The sequence below is a fragment of the Sphaerimonospora mesophila genome (assembly GCF_001417795.1).
GTDB lineage: Bacteria > Actinomycetota > Actinomycetes > Streptosporangiales > Streptosporangiaceae > Sphaerimonospora > Sphaerimonospora mesophila.
The window spans coordinates 86,445-109,898 of sequence record NZ_BCBX01000033.1 but is presented as its reverse complement, the minus strand read 5'-3'; the positions used below and the strand labels follow the sequence as shown (position 1 = coordinate 109,898).

At 69.6% G+C, this 23,454-nt stretch carries 15 protein-coding genes; 8 read left to right on the top strand and 7 right to left on the bottom strand.

Annotated features, from left to right (window positions below):
• Positions 1-11: 11 nt before the first annotated feature.
• Positions 12-2,603: an alpha-glucan family phosphorylase gene (gene glgP / locus AP234_RS10555; RefSeq protein ID WP_055479429.1), complete on the bottom strand. Its 2,592-nt coding sequence runs from the start codon at positions 2,601-2,603 to the stop codon at positions 12-14.
• Positions 2,604-3,337: 734 nt separating this feature from the next.
• Here glgP and AP234_RS10550 point away from each other — a divergent pair.
• From AP234_RS10550 to sppA, 6 genes are all read left to right on the top strand, one after another.
• Positions 3,338-5,419: an alpha-1,4-glucan--maltose-1-phosphate maltosyltransferase gene (locus AP234_RS10550; RefSeq protein ID WP_055479428.1), complete on the top strand. Its 2,082-nt coding sequence runs from the start codon at positions 3,338-3,340 to the stop codon at positions 5,417-5,419.
• Positions 5,420-5,451: 32 nt separating this feature from the next.
• Positions 5,452-7,185, top strand: coding sequence for a maltose alpha-D-glucosyltransferase (gene treS, locus AP234_RS10545; RefSeq protein WP_055479427.1), 1,734 nt, complete (start codon positions 5,452-5,454; stop codon positions 7,183-7,185).
• Positions 7,182-8,549 carry a maltokinase N-terminal cap-like domain-containing protein gene (locus AP234_RS10540; RefSeq protein ID WP_055479426.1) on the top strand — a complete coding sequence of 456 codons (1,368 nt, stop codon included), beginning with the start codon at positions 7,182-7,184 and terminating at the stop codon, positions 8,547-8,549. Before treS ends, AP234_RS10540 begins: the two co-directional genes overlap by 4 nt.
• Before the next feature lie 85 nt (positions 8,550-8,634).
• A complete protein-coding gene (glgB, locus tag AP234_RS10535) occupies positions 8,635-10,806 on the top strand; it encodes a 1,4-alpha-glucan branching protein GlgB (protein ID WP_055479425.1) in 2,172 nt (723 codons plus the stop codon).
• A 316-nt stretch (positions 10,807-11,122) separates the two neighbouring features.
• Positions 11,123-12,640: a glycosyl hydrolase family 18 protein gene (locus AP234_RS10530; RefSeq protein WP_055479424.1), complete on the top strand. Its 1,518-nt coding sequence runs from the start codon at positions 11,123-11,125 to the stop codon at positions 12,638-12,640.
• 195 nt (positions 12,641-12,835) lie between these two features.
• A complete protein-coding gene (gene sppA / locus AP234_RS10525) occupies positions 12,836-14,527 on the top strand; it encodes a signal peptide peptidase SppA (RefSeq protein WP_055479423.1) in 1,692 nt (563 codons plus the stop codon).
• Between the two features lie 63 nt (positions 14,528-14,590).
• Here sppA and AP234_RS10520 read toward each other — a convergent pair whose 3' ends face one another.
• From AP234_RS10520 to AP234_RS10495, 6 genes are read right to left on the bottom strand one after another with little or no spacing between them, the layout of a single operon-like run.
• Positions 14,591-16,489 carry an asparagine synthase-related protein gene (locus AP234_RS10520; protein ID WP_055479422.1) on the bottom strand — a complete coding sequence of 633 codons (1,899 nt, stop codon included), beginning with the start codon at positions 16,487-16,489 and terminating at the stop codon, positions 14,591-14,593.
• Between the two features lie 31 nt (positions 16,490-16,520).
• On the bottom strand, positions 16,521-17,012 hold the full coding sequence (locus AP234_RS10515; protein ID WP_055479421.1) for a flavin reductase family protein: 492 nt from the start codon (positions 17,010-17,012) through the stop codon (positions 16,521-16,523).
• A gap of 29 nt (positions 17,013-17,041) precedes the next feature.
• Positions 17,042-17,956, bottom strand: a complete 915-nt coding sequence (locus tag AP234_RS10510; RefSeq protein WP_235558093.1) for an ABC transporter substrate-binding protein — start codon at positions 17,954-17,956, stop codon at positions 17,042-17,044.
• Positions 17,957-18,000: 44 nt separating this feature from the next.
• Complete coding sequence (locus AP234_RS10505; protein WP_055479684.1) at positions 18,001-18,663, bottom strand: ABC transporter permease subunit; 663 nt, start codon at positions 18,661-18,663, stop codon at positions 18,001-18,003.
• Positions 18,660-19,337, bottom strand: coding sequence for an ABC transporter permease subunit (locus tag AP234_RS10500; protein ID WP_055479420.1), 678 nt, complete (start codon positions 19,335-19,337; stop codon positions 18,660-18,662). Before AP234_RS10500 ends, AP234_RS10505 begins: the two co-directional genes overlap by 4 nt.
• Complete coding sequence (locus AP234_RS10495) at positions 19,334-20,368, bottom strand: ABC transporter ATP-binding protein (RefSeq protein ID WP_055479419.1); 1,035 nt, start codon at positions 20,366-20,368, stop codon at positions 19,334-19,336. The genes AP234_RS10500 and AP234_RS10495 overlap by 4 nt, the downstream gene beginning before the upstream one ends.
• 366 nt (positions 20,369-20,734) lie before the next feature.
• Here AP234_RS10495 and AP234_RS10490 point away from each other — a divergent pair, with 366 nt between their 5' ends.
• Both AP234_RS10490 and AP234_RS10485 read left to right on the top strand, forming a co-directional pair.
• On the top strand, positions 20,735-22,153 hold the full coding sequence (locus tag AP234_RS10490) for a hypothetical protein (protein ID WP_055479418.1): 1,419 nt from the start codon (positions 20,735-20,737) through the stop codon (positions 22,151-22,153).
• Between the two features lie 386 nt (positions 22,154-22,539).
• Positions 22,540-23,235 (top strand): TetR family transcriptional regulator, encoded by a 696-nt coding sequence (locus AP234_RS10485; RefSeq protein WP_083501975.1) that lies wholly within the window; start codon positions 22,540-22,542, stop codon positions 23,233-23,235.
• The last annotated feature ends 219 nt before the right edge of the window (positions 23,236-23,454 follow it).

Sequence of the window (23,454 nt, the reverse complement as noted above, 5' to 3'; positions counted from 1 at the left end):
ATCAGGTGCGCTCAGCGCAGGGTGCCGTTGGTCATGCCGACGGGCTCCTCGGGCACGACGACGAGCCCGAGCTCGGCCGAGGACGCCATCAGCGGGTGGAACGGGACGACTCGGACGGTGTACCCGAACGCGCCGGTCCGGTCCAGCGGCACCACACCGGTGTAGTGCGCCCGTCCGTCGTCGCCGACCCCGTCGAGCTTCAGCGTCACGTGGTCGGGGTCGATCAGCTCGTCGTGCGTGCCGACCCGGCCGTAGGCCGCCTGGATCCGCAGGTCCTCCGGTGACAGCTCACCCAGCGCGATCGTCGCCCGCACCTCCAGTCGCGCCCCCAGCTCCGGGGTGTTCCCGATGCCGGTGGCCTCGACGTGCTCGACCCGCACCCCCGGCCAGGCCCGGGTGACCCGGAGCTTCCACGCGGCGAACAGCTTCGCGTTCTCGTACGCGTTGCCCGCGAGCGTCCGCGCCGAGTGCGCGGCGGGCGCGTAGAGGTCCATGACGTACCCGCGCAGCATGCGTCCGGCGAGGACCTTCGGCCCGAGCGAGCCGAGCGTGTGCTTGACCATCTCCAGCCACCGGCGCGGCAGCCCGTCGGCGGCCCGGTCGTAGAAGCGGTCGGCCACCTCGCGCTCGATCAGGTCGTACAGCCCCGCGGCCTCGAGCTCGTCCCGCCGGTCGGGGTCGTCGACGCCGTCCGCGCTGGGAATGGCCCAGCCGTTGTTGCCGTCGAACCACTCGTCCCACCAGCCGTCCCGGACGGACAGGTTGAGGCCGCCGTTGAGCGCGGCCTTCATGCCGGAGGTGCCGCACGCCTCGAGCGGGCGCAGCGGGTTGTTCATCCACACGTCGGAGCCGGTCACCAGGAACTGCGCGAGGGCCATGTCGTAGTCGGGCAGGAAGACGATGCGGTGCCGCACGTCCTCCTCGTCGGCGAACCGCACGATCTGCTGGATGAGCTTCTTGCCGCCCTCGTCGGCCGGGTGGGCCTTCCCCGCGATGACGATCTGCACCGGCTTGTCCGGGTCGAGCAGCAGCCGCCTGAGCCGCTCGGGATCGCTGAGCATGAGCGTGAGCCGCTTGTACGACGGCACCCGCCGGGCGAAGCCGATGGTCAGCACGCCGGGGTCGAGCGCCTCGTCGACCCAGCCCAGCTCCGCCTCCGCCGCACCCCGCTGCCGCCAGGAACGCCGGAGCCGCCGGCGGGCCTCGGTCACCAGGCGGGCACGCAGATCGCCGCGGATCCGCCAGATGTCGGCGTCGGAGAGCTCGCGTACCCGGTCCCAGCCCTCCATGCCCTCCCGGCCGGCCTCGGCGCCCACCAGCTCGATGATCTGGCGGCCGACCCAGGTGGGCGCGTGCACGCCGTTCGTGATCGACCCGATCGGCACCTCGTCGACGTCGAAGCCCGGCCACAGGCCGCGGAACATCTCCCGGCTGACGTGGCCGTGCAGTTCGGACACGCCGTTGACCCGCTGGGCCAGCCGCATGCCCATGACGGCCATGTTGAAGACGGCCTTGTCGGAGTCGGGGCCCTCCGGCTCTGCGCCGAGCTCCAGGATCCGCTCCACGCTCACGGTCGGCCAGGCGTTGTCGCCGCCGAACTGCCGGGCGATCATGTCCATGGGGAACCGGTCGATCCCGGCGGGCACGGGGGTGTGGGTGGTGAAGACGGTGCCGGCGCGGACCGCTTCCAGCGCCTCCTCGAAAGACAGCCGGGCCTCGGTGAGCTCGCGGATGCGCTCCAGGCCGAGGAAGCCGGCGTGACCCTCGTTGGTGTGGAACACCTCGGGCTCGGGATGACCGGTGATCCGGCAGTAGGCGCGCAGCGCGCGGACACCGCCGATGCCGAGCAGCAACTCCTGCATCAGCCGGTGATCGCCGCCGCCGCCGTAGAGCCGGTCGGTCACGTCCCGGGCGGCCGCGTCGTTCTCGGCGACGTCGGAGTCGAGCAGCAGCAGCGGCACCCGGCCGACCTGGGCCACCCAGATCTGGGCGTGCAGCATGCGGGAGCCCGGCAGGCGGATCGCCACCTTGGCCGGGGCGCCGTCCTCCTCCCTGAGCAGGGTGAGCGGCAGCCCGCCCGGGTCGAGCGAGGGGTAGTGCTCGAGCTGCCAGCCCTCGGCCGAGAGCGACTGGGTGAAGTAGCCGTGCCGGTAGAGCAGGCCGACGCCGAGGATGGGCACGCCGAGGTCGCTGGCGGCCTTCAGGTGGTCTCCGGCGAGGATGCCGAGGCCGCCGGAGTACTGCGGCAGGGCGGCGGCGATGCCGTACTCGGGCGAGAAGTAGCCGATGGCGGCCGGCGCGCCTTCGAGCGACTGGTACCACCGCGGTGCGCTCATGTACTCGCGCAGGTCGTCGGCCGCGTCCGCCAGCTTGCGAAGGAAGCGCCGGTCCTGGGCGAGCGCCTGCAGCCGATCGGCCTCGACGGCGCCGAGCAGTGCGACGGGATCGTGCTCGACCCGCTCCCAGACCTCGGGATCCACCTCGGCGAACAGGTCCATCGTCTCCGGATGCCACGACCATCGGAGGTTGCGGACCAGCTCGCCGAGCGACGCGAGCGGGGCGGGAAGAACTGTGCGAACGGTGAACCTGCGGATTGCTCTCACGGGGCCAGACCCTAGTTACTCAGCGCCACGACGCGCGACCGAAACACTCTTGTCCCTGGGTCGTCTCTGACAAATCATGTCCCGTCCGCGACGGACGGCGGGGGACGACGTTCGTCAGACACGCTCCAGCGGAGGCGCCCGCCGGTCCGGCGCCCCCGATCTTCCTAAAACTCCCTTAAGCTCCCTAACCACCAACAACCGGCACAAACCCCACCAAACTACACTCATCTGCATGATGCACGTCCCGACCACACGGCGATCTCCGTAATGATCGATCTCCTGAGAAGAGCGGCCCAAACACGGACCGGCCGGTCGTTGATGTCTTTCGTCGGCAGGGGTAACAGTGCACTATTGGGGCACCTCCTGTATGACCGAAGAACGGGCCCGGCGACGGGCCCCGACATCGTGCTGCCCGGCTCGTGCCGCTCGGCCCGCGCCACCCCGACCGGGCCCGGACAGAGCAACTTGGACAAGTGAAGGGCAAAGCTTGCCTCGGAGAGCACGGCGGCGCCCGGTGCGGCGTCCCGGGGAGTGTCTGACGAACGCCGTCCGTCGCGAGCGCGGATCCAGACGGACACATCGCAAGAAGGAGGAGGACCATAGCCGGAGTCCTTAGGGCGAACACCTCGGACCCCGCGGAAGTCCCGCGGGCGGGGCGCCGACGCGGCGAGGCGCCGTCCGGGCCGCGCGTGGCGGTACATGATTTGTCAGACACGACCGTAAGTTGAGTGACGATGATCGGAAGAATTCCCATCCAGGGCATCCAGCCCGTCGTGGACTGCGGGCGCCGGCCCGCCAAGGCGGCCGCCGGCGAGACGTTCGAGATCAGCGCGACCGTGTTCCGCGAGGGCCACGACGCGGTGGCCGCCGGCGTCGTGCTCATCGACCCCGACGGGAAACCGGGCCGTCTGCTCCCCATGCGCGAGACGGCCCCCGGCACCGACCGATGGAGCGTGGAGGTGTCGCTGCCCGCCGAAGGACTGTGGCAGTTCCGCGTGGAGGCCTGGGGCGACCCCATCGCCACCTGGCTGCACGACGCGGGCATCAAGATCCCGCGCGGCATCGACGCCGACCTCATGTGCGAGGAGGGCGCGCGGCTGTTCGAACGGGCGGCGAAGGCCGTACGGCCGGCCGACTGCCCCGCCGTACCGGAAGGCACGTCGTCGGGCTCGGCGCAGGCGGACCGGCCCGGCCAGGCGTGCGGGCATCGGGCGGCGCTGCTGGCGGTCGCGGCACGGCTGCGCGACGAGGACGTCGACCCGCGTGCCCGGTTCGCGGTGGCGCAGCTGCCGGAGACGGCCGCGCTGATCGCGGCGCATCCCCTGCGCGACCTGCTGACCAGGGCGGGCCGCCAGCGGGTGCGGGTGGACCGGCGGCGGGCGCTGTTCGGCTCCTGGTATGAGTTCTTCCCGCGCTCGGAGGGCGCGGTGGTCGAGAAGGACGCTCCCCCCACATCCGGAAATTTCCGGACTGCGCAGCAGCGGCTGCCCGCCATCGCCCAGATGGGGTTCGACGTCGTCTACCTTCCCCCGATCCACCCGATCGGCTACCAGTTCCGCAAGGGACGCAACAACACGCTCACGCCCGAGCCGTACGACCCGGGGTCGCCCTGGGCGATCGGCTCGGAAGACGGCGGACACGACGCGATCCACCCCGACCTCGGCACGATCGAGGACTTCGACGTCTTCGTGGCGCGGGCACGCGAGCTCGGCATGGAGGTCGCGCTCGACCTCGCCCTGCAGTGCTCCCCCGACCATCCCTGGGTGAAGGATCACCCGGAGTGGTTCAACATCCGGGCCGACGGAAGCATCGCCTACGCGGAGAACCCGCCGAAGAAATATCAGGACATCTACCCGCTGAACTTCGACAAGGACCCCGAGGGGATCTACACCGAGGTGCGCCGGGTGGTCCGGCACTGGATGGAGCACGGCGTACGGATCTTCCGGGTCGACAATCCGCACACCAAGCCGGTCGCCTTCTGGGAGCGGCTGCTGGCCGACATCCAGGAGACCGATCCCGACGTGCTGTTCCTGGCCGAGGCGTTCACCCGGCCGCCGATGCTGCGGACGCTCGCGATGATCGGCTTCCACCAGTCGTACACGTACTTCACCTGGCGCAACTCCAAGCCGGAGCTGGAGGACTATCTGTCGGAGCTGAGCCGGGAGACCTCGCACTACCTTCGGCCGAACCTCTTCGTGAACACGCCCGACATCCTGCACGAGTACCTGCAGCACGGGGGCATGCCGGCGTTCAAGATCCGCGCCGTGCTGGCCGCGCTCATGTCGCCGACCTGGGGCGTCTACTCTGGGTACGAGCTGGGCGAGAACGCCCCGGTACGGCCGGGCAGCGAGGAATACCTGGACAGCGAGAAATATCAGTACAAGCCGCGTGACTGGGCCGCGGCGGAGCGGGAGGGGCGGAGCCTTGCCCCGTTCATTACCCGGCTCAATTTGTTGAGAAGAGCCCACCCGGCGCTCCAGGAATTGCGTAACCTACGGTTCCACAACGTCGACCAGCCGGATCTGATCTGCTTCTCAAAGCGGCTGTCCGGCGCCTATGACACGGCCACACGAAGGCACGGGCTAGGCGATGTGGTGCTGGCCGTCGTCAACCTGGATCCGCACAACACTCGCGAGGCGACGGTCCACCTGGACATGCCCGCCCTCGGTCTCGACTGGCAAGCCGAGTTCGTCGTGGACGACCAACTGTCGGGCGAGTCGTACCGCTGGGGGCAGGCCAACTACGTGCGCCTCGACCCGCACATCAATCCCGCACACATCTTCACGCTTCGCCACGGGTCAGCGCACCGCTCGTGAGCGCGGCCCTGCACATCCCGGGGAGTCCACAGGTGAGCTCGACACCTCAGCCAAGCCACAGCCAGCCCGTCCCGAACACATTCACGCACGAGAAGCCGCGGGATCAGTACTGGTTCAAAAGAGCCGTCTTCTACGAAGTGCTGATCCGGGGTTTCGCCGACTCCAACGGGGACGGCACCGGGGACATCCGCGGGCTCATCGACAAGCTCGACTATCTCCAGTGGCTCGGCGTCGACTGCCTGTGGTTGCTGCCGCTGTACGAGTCGCCCCTCCGGGACGGCGGATACGACATTTCCGACTATATGAAGATCCTCCCGGAGTTCGGCGACCTGGGGGACTTCATCCGCCTGGTCGACGAGGCGCACAAGCGCGGCATCCGGGTGATCGCCGACCTCGTCATGAACCACACCAGCGACCAGCACCCGTGGTTCCAGGCCTCGCGCTCCGACCCCGACGGTCCGTACGGCGACTTCTACGTCTGGAGCGACACCGACGAGGAGTACCCGGACGCCCGGATCATCTTCATCGACACCGAGTCGTCCAACTGGACCTACGACCCCGTACGCGGCCAGTACTACTGGCACCGCTTCTTCCATCATCAGCCGGACCTCAACTACGAGAACCCGGACGTGCAGGACGCGATGATGGAGGTCATCAGATTCTGGCTCGACCTCGGCATCGACGGTTTCCGGCTCGACGCCATCCCCTACCTGTTCGAGCAGGAGGGCACCAACTGCGAGAACCTGCCGGAGACCCACGCCTATCTCAAGCGGGTCAGGGCCGAGGTGGACCGGCTCTACCCCGACCGGGTCCTGCTCGCGGAGGCCAACCAGTGGCCGGCCGACGTGGTGGAGTACTTCGGCGACCCGGTCACCGGCGGCGACGAGTGCCACATGGCCTTCCACTTCCCGCTGATGCCGCGCATCTTCATGGCCGTACGACGCGAGTCCCGCTATCCGATCTCGGAGATCCTGGCCCAGACGCCCAAGATTCCCGAGCACTGCCAGTGGGGCATCTTCCTGCGTAACCACGACGAGCTCACGCTCGAGATGGTGACCGACGAAGAGCGCGACTACATGTACTCCGAGTACGCCAAGGACCCCAGGATGCGGGCGAACGTCGGCATCCGCCGCCGCCTGGCGCCGCTGCTCGACAACGACCGCAACCAGATCGAGCTGTTCACGGCGCTGCTGTTCAGCCTGCCCGGCTCGCCCGTGATGTACTACGGCGACGAGATCGGCATGGGCGACAACATCTGGCTGGGCGACCGCGACGGGGTCCGTACGCCGATGCAGTGGACCCCGGACCGCAACGCCGGCTTCTCCACCTGCGATCCCGGCCGCCTCTACCTCCCCGTGATCATGGACCCGATCTACGGCTACCAGGCCATCAACGTCGAGGCACAGCAGAAGCAGGCGGGCTCGCTGCTCCACTTCACCAAGCGGATGATCGAGATCCGCAAGCGCCATCCGGTGTTCGGCCTCGGCGAGTTCACCGAGCTGAACTCCTCCAACCCCAGCGTGCTCGCGTTCGTCCGCGAGCTGGGCGACGACCGGGTGATGTGCGTCAACAACCTCTCCCGTTTCCCCCAGCCGGTGGAGCTCGACCTGCGCAGGTTCGAGGGCGCCACACCGGTCGAGTGCATGGGCGGAGTCCCCTTCCCGCCGATCGGCGAGCTCCCGTATCTTTTGACGCTTCCCGGGCATGGGTTCTACTGGTTCACCCTGCCCGCGATCAAGAGGGCGGCCGACCCGAAGGAGGAGTGACGACAGCATCGCATGGGCTTCTCGCCGGTTGGCTCACCGAGCAGCGGTGGTTCGCCGGCAAGGGCCACGCCATCGACGACCTGTCCATCGACTCCCTGACCGAGATCCGGCCGGGCGACCCGGGACTGGTCCATCTGATCGTGTCCGTACGGCAGGCCGACCGGCGGACGCGTTATCAGCTGCTGGCCGGCCTGCGCGCCGAGCTGCCCGAGCGGCTGAAGCACGTCCTGATCGGAACCTGTCAGTGGGCCGACGAGGGCGAACGCTATCTCTACGACGCAGCCCACGACGCCGCGCTCACCTCCGACCTGCCGGCGGGCATGGCCGACGAACTGCGGGTGGGAGACCTCACCTTCCATCACGTGCCCGGTACGGACATCGACACCGGCCAGCGGAGCCTGGTGCTGACCGCCGAGCAGTCCAACACCTCGCTGGTCTACGGCGACAAGTACATACTCAAGCTGTTCCGCCAGCTCACCCCGGGGGTGAACCCGGAGCTGGAGATCGTCACCGGCCTGGCCGCCGCGGGGTCCGTCCACGTGGCCAGGCCGTACGGCTGGATCGAGGCCCCCGTGGACGGCGAGCCGACGACTTTGGCGATCATGCAGGAGTTCCTGTCGAACGCGGGCGACGGCTGGACGATGGCGCTGACCAGCGTCCGCGACCTCTACGCCAGCGCTGAGGACGTGCCTGCCGAGGAGGCCGGCGGTGATTTCGCCGCCGAGTCCTTCCGGCTCGGCACCGCCACGGCCGAGGTGCACCGCCAGCTCGCGGAGGCGTTCCCCACCGGGACGATCGAGCCGGCCGACATCAAACAGATGACCGAGCTGTTCCGCCGGCGGCTGGATCGGGCGGTCGCCGAGGTGCCCGCGCTCGGCGAGCACGCCGACGTCGCGGGCCGGGCGTTCGACCGGCTGGCGGAGCTCGGGCACGGCGTGCCCGTCCAGCGGGTGCACGGCGACTACCACCTCGGCCAGGTGATGCGCACCCCGGCCGACTGGGTGGTGCTGGACTTCGAGGGCGAGCCGGGCCAGCCGCTGGCCGAGCGGCGCGCGCTCGACTCGCCGCTGCGCGACGTCGCCGGGATGCTGCGGTCGTTCGACTACGCCGCCCGGCACCTGCTGGCCGACCATCCGGAGGCCGAGTCGCTGGAGGGCCGGGCCTTGGAGTGGTCGACCCGCAACCGGGCCGCCTTCCTCGCGGGTTACACCGAGGGCGGCGGGCACATCGGCGGCGACGACGCCGTACTGCTCCGGGCGCTCGAGCTGAGCAAGGCGGTCTACGAGGTCGTCTACGAGTCGCGCAACCGTCCCGCCTGGCTCCCGATCCCGCTCGCCGCCTTCACCGGGGGCGGCCCCGCGTAAGCTGGAGGAGGAAGGCCGCCTGACGATCGCGTTCGGTCGACGGCGCCGGTGGTGATGACGGCCTCGTGTGGGGCAGGGTTAGAGCATGGATCTCGATCGTCTGGCCGGTGGCGCTCATCACGACCCCCATTCGATTCTCGGCGCCCATCTACGTGGAGCCGACGGCGTGACCATCCGTGCGCTGCGCCCCCTCGCCGAGAAGGTCGAGGCCCTGATGGACGGCACGGCGTACGAGCTGAGCCACGTCGCCCACGGGGTGTTCGAGGTGACGGTTCCGGGACTGGACAAGATCCCCGACTACCGGCTGCGGATCACCTATCCGCAGGCCCCGCCGTACGAAACGGACGATCCGTACCGGCACTGGCCGACGCTGGGCGAGCTGGACCTGCACCTGATCGGCGAGGGACGGCACGAACGGCTGTGGGAGGCGCTCGGCGCCCGTGTCATGCGCCACGAGGACGTCGACGGCACGGCCTTCACGGTGTGGGCGCCGAACGCACGGGGCGTACGCGTGATCGGCGACTTCAACCACTGGGACGGTGTCGCCCATCCGATGCGTTCACTCGGCAGATCGGGCATCTGGGAGCTGTTCCTCCCGGAGGTCGGGCCGGGCAGCCGCTACAAGTTCCAGATCCTCGGCGTGGACGGGGTCTGGCGGGAGAAGGCCGACCCCATGGCCCGCCGCACCGAGGTGCCGCCGGCCACCGCCTCCGTCGTCGAGCGGTCCGAGTACGTCTGGAACGACGAGGCCTGGCTGTCGGCCCGGCCGGACCGGGACGCGCGCGCCGAGCCGATGAGCGTGTACGAGGTGCACCTCGGCTCCTGGCGGCCCGGTCTGTCCTACCGGGATCTCGCGGCCCAGCTGGTCGAGTACGTCACGGACATGGGCTTCACGCACGTGGAGTTCCTGCCGGTGGCCGAGCACCCCTTCGGGGGGTCGTGGGGCTACCAGGTCACGTCGTACTACGCGCCGACCTCGCGGTTCGGCACCCCCGACGACTTCCGCCATCTCGTGGACGAGCTGCACCGGGCCGGCATCGGCGTGATCGTCGACTGGGTGCCCGCCCACTTCCCGACCGACGAGTGGGCGCTGGCCCGTTTCGACGGCACGCCGCTGTACGAGCACGCGGATCCGCGGCGGGGCGAGCACCCGGACTGGGGCACCTACATCTTCGACTTCGGCCGCCGCGAGGTGCGCAACTTCCTGGTGGCCAACGCGCTCTACTGGCTGACCGAGTTCCACATCGACGGTCTGCGGGTGGACGCGGTGGCCTCGATGCTCTATCTGGACTACTCACGCCGGGACGGCGAGTGGACCCCCAACATCTACGGGGGCCGGGAGAACCTCGACGCGATCGAGTTCCTGAAGGAGACGAACGCACTCTGCTACCGCGAGGTCCCCGGCATCGTCACGATCGCCGAGGAGTCGACGGCCTGGCCCGGGGTGTCACGGCCGACGCATCTCGGCGGGCTCGGCTTCGGCTTCAAATGGAACATGGGCTGGATGCACGACACGCTCGCCTACCTCGCCCACGAGCCGATCTTCCGGCAGTATCACCACCACCAGATGACGTTCTCCCTCATGTACGCCTTCTCGGAGAACTTCGTGCTGCCGCTCTCGCACGACGAGGTCGTCCACCTGAAGGGCTCTCTGCTGGGCAAGATGCCGGGCGACGAGTGGCAGCGCTTCGCCAACCTCCGGGCGCTGTACGCGTTCATGTGGGCGCATCCCGGCAAGCAGCTGCTGTTCATGGGCGGCGAGTTCGGCCAGGGCGCGGAGTGGTCGGAGGCCGCCGGCCTGGACTGGTGGGTGCTGGACTTCGACTTCCATCAGGGGGTGCGTCGGCTGGTCCGCGACCTCAACCGGATATATCGGCAGACGCCCGCGCTGTACTCACAGGACTTCACTCCCGACGGCTTCCGGTGGATCGACGCGGACGACGCGGCGGGCAACACGTTCTCCTTCCTGCGGTACGGCTCAGACGGCTCGGTGCTGGCCTGCGTGGCCAACTTCTCCGGCGCCCCGCACGAGGACTACCATCTCGGCCTTCCGCTCGGCGGCGTATGGGAGGAGGTCCTCAACACCGACGCCTACGAATACGCCGGCAGCGGCGTGGGCAACCTCGGCGCGGTGCGGACGGACGCGGTCCCTCATCATGGTCAGCCCTTCTCGGCACGACTCCGCGTGCCGCCGCTGGGCACGGTGTGGCTGCGCCCGCCGACCGTCACCGAGATCGCTCCGGAAGAGCCGACCTGATCGACCGGCCGGTCTGATGGCCCGCGGCTTCGTGTTCGGCGATCGGCACGTGGCGACGGTAGACGTGAAGGCACAGGTGAAGCGGGACGAAAGCACCCTCCGCAATCATCTCGTCACCCAACATGACCGCTCCGGAGAGTGCGTCGTACCGGAGGCCTTGATCGGGAGAGCCTTAGCGGCACCTTAAACAGAGCTTAATCGGCGGCCGGAGTGTTGACCGGCGGCCGACGCGAACGTAAGCTCCAGGATTAACTGATAGGAAACTTTCCTATGAGTTTCAGGGACACCCCCCTACCTGGAGCTACTCTTGCGAAGAATGCTGCTAGGGTCCCTGGTCGCAGGCGCTGTGTTGCTCGCGCCGCTGGCCATCGGGACCGCCTCCGCCGCCACCTCCCCCCAGAGCGCGGTCGCACTGGCCGCCTACCCGGCCTGGGCCCCGAACACCTACTACGCCGTGGGTGCGCGGGTCACGTACGCCGGCAAGGACTACGAGGCCATCCAGGCGCACACGACCCTGGTCGGCTGGGAGCCGCCGAACGTCCCGGCCCTCTGGAAGCTCCTCGTGGGCAACCCCACCCCGACGCCGACCCCCACGCCGACGCCGACCCCGACCCCCACTCCCACCCCGACACCGACGCCGACTCCCACGCCGACGCCGACCCCGACCCCCACGCCGACGCCGACCCCCACACCGACCGTGACTCCCACGCCGGGCGGCAAGAAGGTCATCGGCTACTTCACCAACTGGGGCGTCTACGGCCGTCAGTACTTCGTCAAGAACATCGTGACGAGTGGCTCGGCCGCCAAGCTCACGCACATCAACTACGCGTTCGGCAACGTCACCAACGGTCAGTGCACGATCGGTGACTCCTACGCCGACTACGACATGGCCTACACCACCGCCAACAGCGTGGACGGCAAGGCGGACACCTGGGACAACCCCAACGCGCTGCGCGGCGCCTTCAACCAGCTGCGCAAGCTGAAGGCCCAGTATCCGCACATCAAGATCCTGTACTCCTTCGGCGGCTGGACCTGGTCCGGTGGCTTCGGTCAGGCGTCGAAGAACCCCACGGCCTTCGCCAACTCCTGCTACAACCTCGTCGAGGACCCGCGCTGGGCGGACGTGTTCGATGGCATCGACATCGACTGGGAGTACCCGAACGCCTGCGGTCTGACCTGTGACACCAGCGGCCCGAACGCCATGACCGACCTGGTGCGGGCACTGCGCGCCAAGTTCGGCAAGGACTACCTCATCACCGCGGCGATCACCGCCGACGCCAGCTCCGGCGGCAAGCTGGACCTCTCCGACTACGCGGGCGCGGCGCAGTACCTCGACTGGTACAACGTGATGACGTACGACTTCTTCGGCGCCTGGGACGCGAAGGGTCCGACGGCTCCGCACTCGCCGCTCACCTCCTACAACGGCATTCCGATCGCGGACTTCAACAGCGACGCGGCGATCCAGAAGCTGAAGAACAAGGGTGTGCCGGCGAGCAAGCTCCTGCTCGGCGTCGGCTTCTACGGCCGCGGCTGGACCGGCGTCACCCAGAGCGCACCGGGTGGCACCGCGACCGGCGCAGCGCCCGGCACCTACGAGGCGGGCATCGAGGACTACAAGGTCCTCAAGAACAGCTGCCCGGCCAACGGAACCGTCGCGGGCACCGCCTACGCCCACTGCGGCAGCAACTGGTGGAGCTACGACACCCCGGCCACCCTGGCCGGCAAGATGACCTACGCCAAGAACCAGGGTCTCGGCGGGACGTTCTTCTGGGAGCTCAGCGGTGACACCACCAACGGCGAGCTGATCAACGCCCTGTCCAACGGACTGAAGTAGCAAGCCCAACGGACTGAAGTAGCACAGCCCAACGGGCTGAGGTAAACAGTCCGACGGACTCGAGTGACACGGCCATCGGAAGTGAAGTGACCGCTTCGGCCGATGCGGGCCCCCACACCTCAGAGTGTGGGGGCCCGTTTTCCGTTTCGACTCGGACCCGCATCGAAGGCCAAACCGTCGCTTAAGGTGGCATTTATGGACGCGACGAAGACGATCTTGGAGACCGTCGACAAGCTGCGGCAGCGCCGTACCGCCCCGCTCGTACTGGAACTGGATCTGACCGAGGGGCTGTCCGAGGGACCACCCGCCGATCCGCTCGGCGCGCTGCTGTCCATGCGGAAGGCGCGCCTCACCGACGTGCTGTCCGGCCTCAAGCGAGCCCGGCGCGACCACCGCGTCCAGGCCCTGATCGTCAAGATCGGCGGCGTTCCGCTCGGCCTCGGCATGGTCCAGGAGCTGCGCACGGCCGTACTGAAGCTGCGCGCCGCGGGCAAACTGACGGTCGCGTTCGCCGAGACGTTCGGCGAGTTCGGCGCCGGGACCGTCCCCTACTACCTGGCCAGCGCGTTCGAGCGGGTCTATCTGCAGCCCTCCGGCGATGTCGGGCTCACCGGCGTGGCCCTGGAGCAGCAGTTCGTACGGGACGCCCTGGCGAAGGCCGGCGTCGAGTACCAGCTCGGCCAGCGCCACGAGTACAAGACCGCGGCGAACATGTTCACCCAGAACCGCATGACGGAGGCGCACCGGGAGTCGGCCGCCCGCATCGCCGAGTCCGTGACCGAGCAGATCACGGCCGGCATCGCCGAGGGCCGGTCCCTGGACCCGGAACGGGTCCGTGAGCTGATCGACCAGGGACCGTTCATCGGCGCCGAGGCCGTCGAGGCGGGCCTGGTGGACGGGCTGAAGTACCGGGACGAGGTCTACACCGAGACCGTGGGCGAGGACGCCCGTCTGCTGTACGTGTCGCGGTACGCCAGGTCGGCGCTGCCCGGACGGCTGCCCCGCCCCACCGCCGACGTCGTCGCGCTCGTCCACGGCAGCGGCTCGATCCGGCTCGGACGCAGCGGGCGGTCCCCTCTCGGCGGCGGGGGCGCCATGGGCTCCGACACGATCTGCGCGGCGCTGCGCTCGGCCCGGCGGGACGAGAAGGTCAGGGCGATCGTGTTCCGCGTCGACAGCCCCGGCGGATCGTATGTCGCCTCCGACGCGATCTGGCGCGAGGTCGTGCTGGCCCGTGAGGCGGGCAAGCCGGTGATCGTGTCGATGGGCGATCTGGCCGCCTCCGGCGGTTACTTCGTGTCGATGGCCGCCGATCTGATCGTGGCGCAGCCCGGCACGTTGACCGGGTCGATCGGGGTCTTCGGCGGCAAGCCCGTCATCGGGGAGCTCCTCGGCAAGCTCGGCGTGGTGACCGAGACCGTGGCCGAGGGCGCGAACGCCGGGATGTTCTCGACGACGCGCGAGTTCTCCGATGGGCAGTGGGAGCGGGTCAACGCCTGGCTCGACCGGATCTACGCCGACTTCGTCGGCAAGGTGGCGGAGGGCCGGCGCCTGGACCGTGACCGTGCACACGAACTGGCCAGGGGCCGGGTCTGGACGGGCGCAGACGCCATGAGAAACGGCCTGGTCGACGAGATCGGCGGTCTGGAGGACGCGCTCATCATGGCCCGCCGTCGGGCCGATCTCCCCAGGAACGCACCGGTACGGATGTATCCGCGCATGCATCCACTGGAGCGGCTGCGTCCACCGGAGTCGAGCGAGGACCGGTCCGCCGCGCGCGCCCGCGTCCAGTTGGAGGCGTGGGGCCCGGTCGCCCGCATCGCCGCCGATCTCGGGCTGCCGGCGTACGGCCCGCTCGTGCTCCCCGGTTCGTGGACGATCCGCTGACCGGACCCGAGCCGCGGCGCTGAACCTCCGGCGCCGCGGCGGGCGACCCCCGCCCCAGGCCCGTCAGGTCGGGATGACCACCTCGATGGGGTCGAGGTCTCCGGGTGCGTCGCCGGGATAGACCCCGGACAGCATCGCGCCGACCGTGTAGAGGTTCCAGGCGAGGGCGGGCTGCCTGAGCACGGGCGCGGCGAACATCTCCTCGACGGCGTCCTTCCTGACGATCTCCCACAGCGCGCCGTCACCGGCCGCGACGCCATCGAGCACGCCGTCCCTGAGCACCGCGGTCAGGCGCTCTCCCGGGCTGGTCCGCCAGTTCCAGCTCCCGGCGCCCTTCTTCCCCTTCGGGGCCGCCGGCTTCTGCGCGCCCGGCTTCTGCGTGCCCGACTTCTGCGTGCCCGACTTCTTCTGGGCGGACGATCGTCTCCGGGCGAGCAGCGACTCCCACCGTGACGGAGTGCGCTCGGCCATGAACCGCCACTCGGAGCCTTCGAGCGGGATCCCGCGAAGCTTCGGCGCGAACATGCCGATCAGCTCGTGGACGACCTCCTCGGAGCGGCGCCACAGCGGATCGAGGGCGAGCGCCGCCCCCACGACGCGGTTGTCGAGGAACGGCTGCACGGCGTCTCCCCTGCGCAGCGAGCCGGCGCGCGCCGCCGCGTGCCATCTGCCCACCCGATAGCTGACGTACATGTGGTCGAGCGCCCCTGCGGGGTCTGACTCGGCCCGTTCCAGCCACGGCGCGGCGAGCTCGCGAGCGTGGGCGTTGGCGCCCTCGGCGAAAAGGGCCTCGTCCTTCAGGAAGAACGCCTCCACCCGGCGCCGCATCGCCGCCGGAGCGGGATTTCCCTGGCTGTAGAGGAAGCCGCCGCGCAGGATCTCCCCACTCTGCCCGGACATGGTGAGCTTCGGGCTGTAGGGCAGGTACTCCACGATGCTCTCGTACGCGGAGGTCATGCCCTCGCAGGTGCGCAGCACCTCGTGGGTACGCCGCAGCGGATGCTCCACCAGCACTGCGTCCCGCTGCTCGGTACGTTTGGGCGCGATCACGTTGTGCTCGACGCCGAGTCGGGCGGCGATCTGGCGGGCGATCACGACGTCCGGGTGATCGTCCAGGCCGTTGGTGGTCGCCCGGAACGGCACACCGGCCGCGTGCAGCAGCGCCGCCATGAGCCGGCTGTCGCGCCCTCCGGTGAGCGCCAGGTTGACCTGGTCGGTCAGCGGCCGGACCGTCTCCACCAGCGCCTCGGCCAGCCCCTCGATCGCGGCGCGCTTGCCCCGGCGCGACGTCGGGACGGATCCGTCCCCCGGATGGACCCCGGGCAGATGAACACCGGGCAGCGGCTCCGACGTGATCCGCCTCGTCCCGTCGCCCACCACCAGCGTCGACGACGGCGGCAGCGCGGAGACGCCGTCGTAGGGGGTCTCGTCGGACAGGAAGTAGCCCTGGCGCACCATCGACTGCAGGGCCCGCACGTCCCAGGCCACCGGCCCGCCGCCGCGGGCCACCAGGTGGACCAGAAGCGCGCGGTTTCCGACGATGTGCAGCTCCGGGGTCTGCGCGTAGAAGATCCCACAGGCCCGTGTCATGTCGGTGACTGCGGTCAGCCCGCCCGGCTCGATCCGGATCGCGGAGAAGCAGCCACGCGTGCCGCGCGCGACCTCGCCCAACGAGGACGCGCCGAGCAGCCTGCCCACGTCAGCCCAGTCGAGCAGCCGTCCGGTGACGCCGATGGCCCGGTCCCGCGTGGCGGTCACCAGTTCGGGCCGGGTGGGGGCCCCACCCTCGTTGCCCCAGCCGAGCAGTACGGTTCCGGCGAACCGGTGCCGAGCCGAGGTCACGGTGTCGGCCGGCACCGGGAACACCTGCTCGATCAGGCCCTCCGCCGAACGGACGACCTGATCGAGCAGCGGCTCGGCGGAAGGGCCGCCCTTGCTCGCCACGGCGAGAAACACACGCATGAAGACTCCACATCAGCGGAATTCGGGAGGTTCAGCGCACCGGACGATACCGGCTGCGGAGCCGGACGAACGGCGTTTTCCCGGCATCCACGTAGTCGACCGCGAGGACCTCACCGATGAACAGGGTGTGGTCACCCGCCGGGACGACCTGTGCCGTCTCCACCTCGATCGCGGCGACGCCGCCGTCCACGACCAGGGCGTCGCTGTACGGGCCGCGATGGTGGGCGACCCCCGACAGCAGCAGGCGTGCGCCGGGCCGGCCCGAGGCGGCGAACCGCGAGGCGATCGCCTGCTGGCCGTCGGCGAGCAGGCTGACCGCCCACCGGTCCCGGCGCAGCAGCACCTCGGCCGGATAGCTCGACGAGCCCAGCCCGACCAGCACGAGGGGAGGATCGAGCGACACCGATGTCAGGGACGTCACGGTGACGCCGAGGTCGTCGCGGCCGTCTCGTACGGTGACCACCGCCACCCCGGCCGCCATCTGAGCCATGGCCTCCGTGAACAGGCCGCTCGACGATCCCATTCCTTGTTCCCCTCGCTCCGTCCGACGGGTCAGACGAGCCCATTCTGGGTGAGCCAGTCAGCGGCCACCGCCGGCGGATCCTCCTTGTCGACGGCGATCCGCTTCATCAACGACACGAGCGTGGCGGTGTCGAGCTTGATCGAGATCGCGTCGAGGGTCGAGGTGACCGTGGCGTCGACGCCGGCCGTGTAGACCAGGGGCGCGATGTTCTCGGCGCCGAAGGCGTTCTTGGTGTCCTGCAACGGCACCAGGTCGTTCAGCACGATCTTGGGGTCGGTGGTGAACACGTTGCCGACCTGGATCGTGCCGCTCTTGATCGCATCGGCGGTGGTCGCACCCGTCGGCTTCCACTCCTTGAACTCGATGCCGTAGACGCTCTTGAGGTTCTCCTGCTGGCGCTGCTTGAACTCGGGCGGACCGCCGACGACGAAGTCCTTCGACACCTTGGCGAGGTCCTCCATCGTGGCCAGGCCGTGCTTGTCGGCGGTCTCCCTGGTCACGCTCAGCGAGTTGTTGTCCTCAGCGGCCGACAGCGCCAGGAGCTGGAGTCCCTCGGGGAGCTTGGCCTTCAGCTCGGCGACGACCTCTTCCTTCGTCCTGGCGGTGCTGTTCTTGTCGACGAACGCCAGCAGCGAGCCGATGTACTCGGGCAGGACGGTCAGCCCGCCGCTCTTGATCTGGTCGTAGACGACCTCGCGGCTGCCGATGTTGGGCTTCTCCTCGACCGTGACGCCCTTGGCGCGCAGCCCCTGCGCGTAGATCGAGGCGAGCAGGACGCTCTCGGGGAAGTCGAAGGAGCCGACCACGACCGGCCCCGCCGTCCCCTCTGAGGTGGCGGGCGCGGAGGTGGCCGGGGCGGACAGCGGGTCGCCCCCACCGCAGCCGGATAAGGCGAGCGCGGTCGCCAGGACTACGGCGGCCGCGCCGAAGATACGTCGCATCATTATGAATCCCTTCACGGATTGGGATAACAGGAAAAATCAACAGATCAGCGGAGGTTGCGCACCCCCGGCGAGACGGTCACCCGCTGGAGCAGCGTGAATCCGAACTGGACGGCCAGCGCGAGCCCGGCCACGAGGACCGCTCCCCCGATCACGTCGGCGTACGTCCTGGTGGCGATGCCGTCGATGATGAACCGTCCGAGTCCGCCCAGCCCCACGAACGCCGCGATCGTGGCCGTCGACACCACCTGGATCGCGGCGAGCCTTAGGCCGAGCAGGATCAGCGGCAGCGCGACCGGCGTCAACGCCTGGAAGAGGACCTGCCGGCCGCGCAGGCCCATGCCGTACGCCGCGTCGCGCAGGTCGGGGTCGACCCCGCGTATGCCCTCGTAGGTGTTCACAAGGATCGGCGGGACGGCCAGCACGATCAGCGGGATCAGGACCGGCAACGCGGTGCCGACACCGGCCAGCAGCACGACGAGCACGAGCAGGCCGAGCGTGGGCAGGGCGCGGGCGGCGTTCGCCGAGACGACGACGAGCAGCGCTCCCCGGCCCGTGTGCCCGATCAGCATGCCGAGCGGCACGGCGATCGACGCCGCGACCAGGAACGCGACCCCGGAGAACGCCAGGTGCTCGAGCAGCCGGGCCGGGATGCCGTACGGGCCGGACCAGTGGTCCGCGTCCCCGAAGAAGTCGATCAGCCAGTTCATCGCGCGTCCCGCCGGGCCCGGGACCACGGAGTCAGCAGCCGCTGGGCGAGCACGAGCAGACCGTCGGTGAGCACGGCGAGCACCACGATGAGCACGATCCCCACGATGATCGGCGTGTAGAACTGACGCTGCCAGCCGTCGATGAAGAGGTTGCCGAGGCCGCCCTGCCCGATCAGCGCGCCGACGCTGACCAGGCTGATGCTGGACACGGTCGCCACCCGCGTGCCCGCGAGGACCACCGGCACGGCGACCGGCAGCTCGACCTGGAGCAGCCGGCGCAGCGGCCGGAAGCCCATCGCCGTCGCGGACTGGCGCACGTGGTCGGGCACCGAGGCCAGCCCGTCCACCACCGCGGGGATCAGCACGGCCAGCGTGAAGAACGTCAGCGGCACGATGACCGTCGCCGGGGTCAGCCCGGTCAAGGACAGGAAGATCGAGAAGAGCACGAGCGACGGCAGCGCGTACGTCACGTTCACCAGGCCGGCGGTGGGCTGGTAGAGGCGGGGCCAGCGTACGCAGGCCAGGCCGAGCGGCAGGGCGACGAGCAGCCCGAGCAGCACCGGGAGGAAGGCCATCAGCATGTGGCTCTCCAGCAGCGTGCTTATCGCCGACGGGCTGCCGTTGTCCCAGTTCCGCGTGACCCAGTCCCAGCGGATCAGCGGCTCGCTCTTCATATGGGCGTCCCATCTCCGGTCTGCCCGCCGGCGTATTTTCGCAGCACGGCGTCGAGCGCCTCCCGCGTCGCCACCCCGAGCACGCGGCCGTCTCCGTCGACGGCCACGGCCGTCCCATCGGGCGACAGCAGCGCCGCGTCCAGCGCCACGCGCATCGAGTCGGTCTCCGGGTCGAAGGTTCCGTACGGCAGGGCCCGGCCGTCGGCGTGCGTGCCGAGCGGTCGGTTCTCGTCGTCGAGGGCGAGATCGGCGGGGACGGGGGCGAGCCGGACGTCCTTCGCCGAGATGAAGGACAGCCGGCGGATGCCGCGGTCACGGCCGAGGAACCCCCGGACGAAGGCGTCGACCGGCTCGCTGAGCAGCGTGGCCGGCCCTGCCATCTGGGCGAGTCTGCCTCCGGTGCGCAGGACCGCGACCGTGTCGCCCAGCTTGATCGCCTCGTCGATGTCGTGGGTGACGAACACGATCGTCTTGCGCAGTTCGGTCTGCAGGCGCAGCAGTTCGTCCTGCAGACCGGTACGCACCACGGGGTCGACGGCGCTGAACGGCTCGTCCATCAGCAGCACGGGCGGATCGGCCGCGAGCGCCCTGGCCACCCCGACGCGCTGCTGCTGGCCGCCGGAGAGCTGGAACGGATAGCGCGTCGCCAGCTTCGGGTCGAGGCCCACGAGCTCGATCAGCTCCATCGCGCGCGCCCGGGCCCTCTTCTTGTTCCAGCCCAGCAGGTACGGCACGGTCGCCACGTTGTCCACGATCCTGCGGTGCGGGAACAGACCGGCGTGCTGGATCACGTATCCGATGCCCCGGCGCAACGTGGCCGGGTCGGCGTCCCTTATGTCCCTGCCGTCCAGCAGGATCCGCCCGGAGGAGGCGTCGACCATCCGGTTGATCATCCGCAGCGAGGTGGTCTTGCCGCATCCGGACGGTCCGACGAGCACGGTGATCGCCCCGCCGGGCACCTCGATGCTCAGGTCGTCCACGGCGACCGTGCCGTCCTGATAACGCTTGGTGACGCCGTCGAATATGATCACGGATCTCGTCCCGTCGTTTCTGTCCTGCCGACGCCGCCGGGGTCGTGCTCATCCCCCGCGCCGCCGGTCCCCCCGAACCTGCCCTCGCCTCCCGGCTCTCCAGCCCGTCCGGCCCCCTGCTTTTACCTCCGGCCCCTTGCCGAATGCCCGTCGCGTTGATGACTCTTCTGTTGATGACTCTCGACCGTCAGCTTACGACCGTACCCGCCGATCCGTCCGGATGGCCATGATTCCGAACACATGAATGATGCGCGAAGAGGACCGAATGCCTATCAATAAGGCATCTGAGGTGCGCCGACCCATGATGTGTTGGCATGATTGGCCTCGGGCTTTCCATCTGCCCTACGAACCACCCAGGAGGCGGTCGTGACTACACCGCTCACCGGTCAGCCGCTCACCGGGAGGCGCTCCCGGGGTGAGCTGATCGCCGAGCTCTACGAGCGTCACGCCGCCGGGCTGTTCGCGTACTGTCACGACCAGCTCGGCGAGACCACATCGGCGGCCGACGCCGTCGTGGCGGTGTTCGCGGCGCTGCCGTTCGCCGAGCCGCCGCGTGCCGTCCTCTACGCGCTGGCCCGCCGGGAGATCTACCGCCGGGACGTCAGCTACGCCATGCCCGCCGTCGACTCGGCCGCCGACCCCGCCACCGCGCTCATCGAGCGGGTCTTCCGCGACATCCGGCCGCACCAGCGCGAGGTGCTGCTGCTGTCCGCCGTGTGCGGGCTGACGACGCCCGAGCTGGCGCTGGTGCTCGACGTCGCCCAGGACACGGCCGAGGACCTCACGGCCGGGGCCAGGCACCGCTTCACCCAGACGATGGCCACCGCGGTGTCGGCCGCCAGGTCGGCGCCTTACCTCACGTCCGAGGTGGCCGAGGTCTACGACGCGATCGGCGTCGCCCCCATCGAGGATGTGCTGGCGCGGCTGCCCTGGCGCCGCCCGGCCGGTGCCGTACGCGGCCGGGTGCTGTCGTCGCTGCCCCGCCAGGATCCGGAAGCGGCCGCCGCCGCTCCCCCGCTGCCGATCAAGCGGCTGTGGCCGACCGCGCCGTCCTGGCCGCTGCCGCTCAGCGCGCCCGACCAGGTCAGCAACACCTGCGTGTTCCCGGCCGGCGCGGTCCCGGCCGACGCCGCCCAGGACGGTACGGCCCAGGCCGAGACGTTCCCCGCCGGGTCGCTCGATCCGACCAGGCCCAGGCGGAGGGCCAAGCACGAGGCCACCACCGAGCCCATGCCCAGGCTGCGCGGCTCGCTGCTGGCCGCGCTCGCCGAGGGCCGTATGCGCAGGCGACGGGCCGCGGCGGCGACGCCCCCGGCCGCGGATGCGACGACCGACGCCGTGCAGGCCGCGCCGTCAGAACCCCCCGTGCTCGCCGCGCCCGCCGTATCGGACCCCGCCACCGAACCGTTCGACGCGTTCCGCCCGCTGGATCAGGAGAGCACGCAGAAGAGGCAGGAGACGGGCGACGGTCAGCGGACCGCCGCGAAGGCGGTCTCCGCTCCCGTGGAGAGCAAGAACTCCGTGGAGACCAAGGGCGCCGTGGAGGCCACGGCTTCCATGGAGAGCAAGGCCACCGCGAAGACCGGGACTTCCGCGAAGACCGAGGCTTCCGTCAAGTCCGGGGCTTCCGTGAAGTCCGGGGAGGGCGGGGCGCGAGCGCGGAGCAAGCGCGTCAGGAATCGCGAGCGTCACTACGACTGGGCGTGGGAGCTGGTCGGCTTCCTGATCTGCCTGGCCATCACCTTGCTCGTGTTCTTCGCACTGCCCAACATGGTCACGCCTTGATCGTTTAGCCGAGAGCGGTCGCCTCGGCGGCACGGGAAGCCCCGGGCCGGACATCGCGATGAGCTCCCGCCGCACCGCGCCGTCCCACCGCCGGAGGCGGGCACGAGCGCACCTGTGACGACACCTGAGCAGTGGTCGACCGGCCGTTCCCATCGCAGTGAACACCGTCGCCGCCGTACGCGGCGAGGCCGGACGGCGTACGCCGGAGAATCTCTCCCCCCGCATCCCTCGAACGGAAACTAGAACAGCTTCTAATATCGGCCCAAGGGCGACCCTGCCGGGGCGGCAACGGCCGCGTGATCACTACGGATAAGCGCGTAGGCGTGCGGGTATCCATGACCAACCGGTAATCCTTGCGGAGAACGGCAGTCAGATAACGTGTTCTCATGCGTACCTCGCGCGCGGCCGCCGACGGCCCGGCGCCACCCCCGAAGGGGGCCACCGGTGTTCGCGGTCGAAGCCAGCACCAGCGACGCCGACGCATCATCCAGGCGGCGGCCGCGCTCGCCTCCCGGGGAGGCGTCGAAGCCATGCAGATGCGCACGGTCGCCGAGCGAGCGGGCGTCGCCCTCGGCACGCTCTACCGCTACTTCCCCTCGAAAATGGATCTCGTCGTGGCGGTGGTGAGCGAGGAGATCGACCTGCTCGAGACGAGCATCGAGCGCCGTCCCCCCGCGTCGGCCACACCGGCGGGCCGGGCCGTGGACCTCCTGATGCGCGCCACCCGTGGCCTCATGCGCGAGCCCGAACTCGCCGACGCCCTCATCCGCTCCCTGATCGTGGCCGAGGTTCAGACGCCGTTCGGAGACCGGCTGGCACGGCTGCTGCTGCGGGCCGCCGTCGTCGAGGCCCGCGCGAACGAAGGCGCCGCGGACAGGATCATCTCGGACGGGCACGTCATGGACACGGCCGACGCCGAGACGGGCGCGGCCGATGCCGGCGGGGAGCGGCTCTCGCTCGCCGAGTCGCTGGCCGCCATCTGGGTGTACGAGCTTCTGGAGATGCTGCGCGGCCAGCGCACCTATGACGAGATCCAGGCACGCATCGAGCTCGCCGCCGAACGCCTCCTGGCCGACCTCTAACCCCCCACCCTCCCTCCCCCCCCGTGATCTTGCGAATACTCGCACGACCCCCCTCCCACCTGCAGAAACACCATTCTTGATCTTGCAGAAACTACACGAAGGAACCACAGGTCGGCGCGGTTACGTGCGAGAAACTGCAAGATCACGATAGCGATCTGCGCAGCTCAGGGCGGATCCGTGCGAGCAAGTGCAAGATCACGGGGAGGGGGTGTTGGCTTG

Coding starts and splice junctions, on each gene's coding strand:
- AP234_RS10550 (WP_055479428.1), top strand. CDS start 3,338: ATGATCGGAAGAATTCCCATCCAGGGCATCCAGCCCGTCGTGGACTGC.
- glgB (WP_055479425.1), top strand. CDS start 8,635: ATGGATCTCGATCGTCTGGCCGGTGGCGCTCATCACGACCCCCATTCG.
- AP234_RS10530 (WP_055479424.1), top strand. CDS start 11,123: ATGCTGCTAGGGTCCCTGGTCGCAGGCGCTGTGTTGCTCGCGCCGCTG.
- sppA (WP_055479423.1), top strand. CDS start 12,836: ATGGACGCGACGAAGACGATCTTGGAGACCGTCGACAAGCTGCGGCAG.
- AP234_RS10520 (WP_055479422.1), bottom strand. CDS start 16,489: ATGCGTGTGTTTCTCGCCGTGGCGAGCAAGGGCGGCCCTTCCGCCGAG.
- AP234_RS10515 (WP_055479421.1), bottom strand. CDS start 17,012: ATGGGATCGTCGAGCGGCCTGTTCACGGAGGCCATGGCTCAGATGGCG.
- AP234_RS10510 (WP_235558093.1), bottom strand. CDS start 17,956: ATGATGCGACGTATCTTCGGCGCGGCCGCCGTAGTCCTGGCGACCGCG.
- AP234_RS10505 (WP_055479684.1), bottom strand. CDS start 18,663: ATGAACTGGCTGATCGACTTCTTCGGGGACGCGGACCACTGGTCCGGC.
- AP234_RS10500 (WP_055479420.1), bottom strand. CDS start 19,337: ATGAAGAGCGAGCCGCTGATCCGCTGGGACTGGGTCACGCGGAACTGG.
- AP234_RS10485 (WP_083501975.1), top strand. CDS start 22,540: ATGCGTACCTCGCGCGCGGCCGCCGACGGCCCGGCGCCACCCCCGAAG.